This window comes from Deltaproteobacteria bacterium (assembly GCA_028818775.1).
In the GTDB taxonomy this organism is placed as follows: domain Bacteria; phylum Desulfobacterota; class Binatia; order UBA9968; family JAJDTQ01; genus JAJDTQ01.
This window is the reverse complement of record JAPPNE010000118.1, coordinates 1-5,847: the sequence shown is the minus strand read 5'-3', so window position 1 is coordinate 5,847 and position 5,847 is coordinate 1. Positions and strand designations below refer to the sequence as shown.

Here is a 5,847-nt window from a genome sequence, read left to right as displayed (position 1 = left end):
TCTTCATCGGCGTGGCGACGCCCACGGAGGCGGCGGCCCTGGGAGCGCTGAGCACGGCCCTTGTGGCGGCCATGTACCGCAGCCTGACCTTCAAGGTGGTGGCGCAGTCGGTGATGAGCACGGTGCGCGTGTCCGTTGTGGTGCTCATGATCATCCTCGCGTCCAACGCCTTCAGTCAGGTGCTGGCGTTCACCGGCGCCAGCCGGGGACTGGTGGAGATGGTGGCGGGGTTCCAGGCGCCGCCGGTGGTGATCCTGGTGCTGATGATGCTGATCGTGCTCGTGCTGGGCATGTTCGTGGACCAGATCTCCATCATGATGATCACGGTGCCCATCTATTTCCCGCTGGCCGCCCAGCTCGGCTTCGATCCCATCTGGTTCGGCATCCTGATGCTCCTCAACATGGAGGTGGCCAACACCACGCCCCCCTTCGGGCTGCAGCTCTTCGTCCTCAAGGGGGTGGTTCCGGACGCTTCCATGGTGGAGATCTACAAGAGCTGCTTTCCCTTCGTGCTGCTCGACATGGTGAACCTGGCGGTCATGATCGCCTTTCCCGCCCTGGTGCTGACCCTGCCCCGGCTCATGCTCAGTTGACACCCGCGCGCGGGTGGAACAAGTTGCAGGGCAGGGCACCGCTGATGTCATCCAAGAATCACCCTATGCTGGAGGCGGCCAGGGCGCTGGCCCCGCGAATCCGGGCCTGCGCGGATCGGATCGAGACGGAGCGCGAGTTGCCGCAGGATCTGTTCGACGCGCTTTCCGACGCCGGCCTGTTCAAGCTCGGCCTGCCGCGGTCCATGGAGGGGGTCGAGATCGACCTGCCGTCCTACGTCGACGTGCTGGAGGAGTTGGGCAAGGCCGACGCCAGCACCGCGTGGCTGGTGAACCAGTGCTCGATCTTCGCCACCTATGCGGCGCGCATGGAGCACGAGGTGGCCCGGCAAATCTGGACCGACACGCCGCGCTGCGTGGTGGCCAACACGTCCATGCCCACCGCCGAGGCGGTGCCCGTGCCGGGCGGGTACCGGGTCACCGGCCGCCACCGCTTCAGCTCCGGCTCCCTGCACGCGTCGTGGTTCGCCGCGCGCGCGTGGCTGCCGGAGCCGGACGGCGAGCGGGTGCAGAAGTTCCTTTTCGTGCCGGCCGAGGACGTGGAGGTGGTGGACATCTGGCGGGTGCGCGGCATGCGCGGCACCGGCACCAACGACTTCATCGTGGACGGCGTCTTCGTCCCGGAGGAGCGGGTGATCCGCCAGCTCGGAAGTCCGGTGCGCGAGCCGGGGCCGCTGTACAAGATCGCCCTGGTGCTGCTGTTCGCCTCGGGCGACGCCGCGCTGTCCCTGGGCGCGGCTCAGGCGTGTCTCGATGCGTTCCTGGAACTGGCCGGGGCCAAGACGCCCCACGCCATGCAGGCGATGCTGCGGGACCAGTCGCCGGTGCAGGTGGCGGTGGGCCAGATCCAGGCCTCGCTCGCCGCGGGGCGCGCCTACATCCGGGAGGCCGTCCGGGCCCTCTGGTCGGAGGCCGTGTCGCCGGAGCCCCTCACCCTGGACCGGCGCCTCGGCCTGCGCCTCGCCGCCACCCACTGCATCCGGCTGGCGATCCAGGCGGTGGAAACCCTCTACAACCTCTCCGGCACCACCGCCGTCTTCGAGGGCAACGTCATCCAGCGGATCTTCCAGGACCTCCACGTCATCAGCCAGCACCAGCAGGTGCGCCTAGCCAACTACGAGCTGGCCGGCAAGCACGTCCTGGGTCTGGAAATCGAGACGACGCGGCTCTGATCCAGGCGGGAAACCGAACCCTCCTACAACCGCCAAAGCCTCCTGGGGTTCTCGTTCAGGATCTTGCGCTTCACCTCCTCGTCCACGTCCGTGCGCTGGCGCATGACGCGGAGGGCGTCCATCTGGCTTGAACCGTCGTAGTGGCCGTAGTCGCTGCCGATGACGATGTTGTCCGGGCCGCACTCGTACGTGTAGCCGAGCTGGTCGTCGTTCTGGCAGGTGACGAAGATGTTGAACTCCTTCAGCACGTCGTCGGGCAGGGGCGTCCCGCGCTGCAGGCTGCGCCGCTTGGCCTCGTGGAGCATCCAGGGCAGCCACATGGAACCGGCCTCGATGAAGGCCCAGCGCAGGCCGGGGTACTTGAGCGGAAGCTGGCTCTCCAGCAGCCCCTCGCACGAGCCGGCGGTCAGGAGGCGGAAGCGCATGAGGCCGAAGGCGTTGGGGTCGTAGGCCGGCCTGGTGATGTCGACGATGTCCTGGTTGCCGTTGCCGATGTGCGTGGCGATGACCATGTCGAGACTCTGCGCCTCCTCGTAGAGCGGATGGAAGTAGGGATCGATGGGCAGCTTGCGCCCGAGGATGGGCGGGATGGCCACGCCCACGGCGCCGTGTCCGTGCGCCCAGTGGAGCAGCTCCAGCGAGGCGTCCATGCTCATCAGAGGCAGCACCGTGCACCACCGGAGACGTCCGTTGCCCCGTTCCCACATGTCCGCCACCCAGCGGTTCCAGCTTTTGCACAGCGCCAGCTCCACCTCGGGGCGGTCGGTGGTGGGCACCGTCCACAGGGTGTGGAACAGCACCTGGACGTCGATGCCCAGCCGGTCCATGTGGCGCAGGCGCCGCTCCACGTCGTCCTCGCGCGAGCCGATGGGAGTGACGAGGTCCCGGCCCTGCACGCGGGAGCGCTCGGCCATCTCCTCCTCGGTGAGGGTGACGAACCGCAAGCCGCGGGCCTGTCCGTCGATGATCCACCACTGCACGTGCGGGTCCGTGGGGTGGGGCGCAAGCACCGGGCGGTACTTCTCGTCCTCCGGGTCCATGAACTCCCAGGTGCGCTCCGTCTCCACCACGTGTGCGTCGGAGTCGATGAGGCTGTAGTCCGTGTCCGGCACGGTGGTCACCTCGGCATTGATGGCCATGAGGTCCTCCGGGAAGCCCTGGTTTTCGGTTGCGGGAAGGACCTAATCGCCGTCTGCAACCAGGGTGTTTGCTTGCCAATTCCTTTTGTTCAGCCACTTCCACGCTCGCTCCGGTAGCCAACCCTGATAGTTGTTGGTCACTTGTATGACCAGTAGACTGTCATCATCGTCCATGTGCTGTCGGAGGCGCCCTTGCCACTCGTCCGGACTGGATTTCGTACTGACAATCCATGTCGAATCCAAGTGGTGCCACCATGCGTCGGCCGTTTTGATTTCATCGTATAGACTACGGTAGTCTCTCTCTGGATTGCTGAGATCGTACGAAATCAAGAGAATCATGACGCATCCTCCTCCCTCGTAATCTCCCTCGGTGCTGCTCTTTTGGATAGTTCCTTTGGTTGATATGGCGTCGGCAACTCGCTGTCACCGAGTCGTTCGCGCAAGACGGCCAAGTGGGTTTCCCGATCGAAAGTAAGCTTCTGTGGAAAGAAGACAATCAGGAACGCCACAAGGACAACTACAAACAGCAACATTCCGGCTGCGACATAGATGATACGGACAGTGACATCCGGCGGCAGGGTCGATTTCCAAGCAAGCCCCACAATGATGGTGGCCAACAGGATAATCAACAACGCAAAGAAGTGTAGAGGACTCGCAACGCTCTTGATCGTCTTGTAGCCGATGCCTCGAAAAACGTTCATGGTAGCCCTCGACGTGATTACCTTGTCGACGGTACACGTCTCCAGGATTTACTGACTCGAGCTACATGGCAAGCCCAAGCAGGCTCCGTGCGATATCCGAATTACCGAAACAACACGGGCAACACGACGAAACAGATGGCGATAATGGTCCGCTACAGCGCCACCGCGGACTCGTAGGGCTCGTCGAGGGGTGTGTCCGCGCCGAAGAGGTTCCGCGTCGCGATCCAGCGGTGGGTCTTCTCATACACTTCCTGCGTGTAGGGCTCGAAGACCATGCGCTCGCCGACGCCCATGGCACGGACGTCCACCAGTTCGTGATAGCGTTCGGGAATCTCCTTCAGGAGATAGTGCCGGAAGCGCTCCGGCTCCATGTCGATGTCGCGTTGGGCGCGCTGCAACGCGTTGAAGTACTTCCTTGCGTCCTCTTCGTCGGAGTCCGGCTCGAGCAGGAAGCCGATCATGAACGTCGTGTCGACGATCTTGCGGAACCCCTGCTGCTCCAGCACGTACATCGGTGCGCCGAAGACGTTGCCCGCGGGAACGTCCCGTTCCAGCAGCCGTGCCATGCGGTCCAGCGGACGGCCGGCGAACTGCAGCTTGACCTCGGAATCGTCGAGGATCGGCTCGAGCGCCTGCAGCGCCGAGAAGTGGCTGCCCGAGTGATAACCCACGGCGATGTCGACGTTGGCGAGGTCCCTGGGCTTGCGGATTTCGGACTCGGGCGGCACGAAGATGCCCGAGGGCGTCACCGAGTAGGCGTGTCCCCACATGCGGCCGTGCTGTCCGGTGGCCGCCACGTTGACCATCCAGTGACAAGCCGAGCTGACTTCGCAGGCGCGTCCGTCCTTCATGTCCTCGAGGGCGCCGTGACGAACTTCCTTGGGCTTCTCGGACTGCTGGCCAACGATGCCGAAGACGAACTCGTAGTCCAGTCCCTCGTCCTTGAAGTAACCCAACTCCTCCGCCACCCATTCCTGGAGCCTGCCGTGCGGCTGTATGCGAAACTTTGCCATGGGTCCTTGCCTGTCCTTTCGTCGATTCGTGCCGCGGGCACGATACGTCGTCCGCGCTCACATCTGAATGATTGTTAGCCACAGGCGGTTGCCTAGTCAACAGTTTTCTCGCGGACCGACACGTATGGCGGCATTCCGCCGGGATCGGGCCTGTCGCAATCCATTCCGCGCGGCACGAGGGAGTCAGGCTTCCCGCTTGAGGCGGGAGGCCTGACTTTGGACCCTCGAATCACCGGCTTTCCTTCACGACCTCCACGGGCGCGGCGCCGTTGTGGCCGCCATCGGTGGTTTCGCCCGGAGGGGCGGCGAAGTTCTGGTCGGCGTTCACCAGGCCGGGTGTGGCCTGTCCGGGCCCGTGCCAGGTGAAGTCGGCCAGGGAATGGCCCGACCCTCTGAGCTGCAGGGAGTGGCCCATCTGCGTGGAACTGGACTCGCGCACGCCGATGTCCTTGGCGGCAAGGCCCTCCGCCGGTCCGGCGGTGGCGGTAAAGCCGCCCTCGTAGCTCATGAAGTGGATCACCTCGCCGGCCGGGTTGACCAGGGCGACTCCGTCCGGGGAGCCGTTCTCGATGCGGTTCACGGAGAACGACAGGGTGCCGTAGCCCCCTTGCTGGTCCGGGATCGCTCCTTCGAGGGAAACCGTGCGGTACGGCCGCCCGTTCTTGCCGTTGTAGAGCACCAGCTTCCAGCCGTTCATGTCGGTGCCCGCGGGACCGGCGATCTCCAGCCTTTCCTCCGCGTCGGCGCCCGCGTTGTCGTAGTGGACCTCGTTGATGAACACGGTCTGACCCCATGCGGGATACCCCGTGCCCAGCACCAAGCCGAATATCGCCGTCGCGAACACCCGGCGCCAAATGTGTTCCAAACCTGTGCGCATGGTTGCACCTCCTCTTTGCGCAAAACCGTCCGACCATGCCGGGTCCACCACGTTCCCGGCTCCTGTAAGGGAAATCGTCCGGAAGGCGGGAGACTTTAGCGCCGGCGTGCGAAAATGTTGCGAGGAGTTGCGGAGGGACCGAGGGGAAGTCAGTTCATCAGCCCCGGCAGCCACAGCACCAGGGCCGGAAAGAGGATCATCAGCGCCATCACCAGCAGGTTCAGGCCGACGAAGGGGAGGGCGGCCCGGTAGATGTCGCCCATGGTGGTGCCGGGCGAGGCGATGCCCTTCATGACGAACAGCGACAGGCCGAAGGGCGGCGAGATGGTGGCCA

Annotated in this window: 7 protein-coding genes; 2 read left to right on the top strand and 5 right to left on the bottom strand. The window is 64.6% G+C overall.

Features of this window, described 5'->3' with window-relative positions:
- Together OXU42_13345 and OXU42_13340 are read left to right on the top strand one after the other, a co-directional pair.
- Nucleotides 1–593 (top strand): TRAP transporter large permease subunit (locus OXU42_13345; protein ID MDE0030373.1); only part of this gene is annotated, 593 nt, incomplete at its 5' end.
- A 44-nt stretch (nt 594–637) separates the two neighbouring features.
- On the top strand, nt 638–1,783 hold the full coding sequence (locus tag OXU42_13340) for an acyl-CoA dehydrogenase family protein (protein MDE0030372.1): 1,146 nt from the start codon (nt 638–640) through the stop codon (nt 1,781–1,783).
- Between the two features lie 23 nt (nt 1,784–1,806).
- Here OXU42_13340 and OXU42_13335 read toward each other — a convergent pair whose 3' ends face one another.
- The 5 genes from OXU42_13335 to OXU42_13315 all read right to left on the bottom strand — a co-directional run.
- The gene (locus OXU42_13335; protein MDE0030371.1) at nt 1,807–2,922 is read right to left on the bottom strand and encodes an amidohydrolase family protein; all 1,116 of its coding nucleotides are present in this window, start codon (nt 2,920–2,922) and stop codon (nt 1,807–1,809) included.
- A 335-nt stretch (nt 2,923–3,257) separates the two neighbouring features.
- Nucleotides 3,258–3,623: a hypothetical protein gene (locus OXU42_13330; GenBank protein ID MDE0030370.1), complete on the bottom strand. Its 366-nt coding sequence runs from the start codon at nt 3,621–3,623 to the stop codon at nt 3,258–3,260.
- Between the two features lie 152 nt (nt 3,624–3,775).
- On the bottom strand, nt 3,776–4,636 hold the full coding sequence (locus OXU42_13325) for an ABC transporter substrate-binding protein (GenBank protein MDE0030369.1): 861 nt from the start codon (nt 4,634–4,636) through the stop codon (nt 3,776–3,778).
- 229 nt (nt 4,637–4,865) lie between these two features.
- The gene (locus OXU42_13320) at nt 4,866–5,513 is read right to left on the bottom strand and encodes a lamin tail domain-containing protein (protein ID MDE0030368.1); all 648 of its coding nucleotides are present in this window, start codon (nt 5,511–5,513) and stop codon (nt 4,866–4,868) included.
- Nucleotides 5,514–5,662: 149 nt separating this feature from the next.
- The coding region (locus OXU42_13315; GenBank protein ID MDE0030367.1) for a TRAP transporter large permease subunit at nt 5,663–5,847 on the bottom strand (185 nt) is incomplete at its 5' end.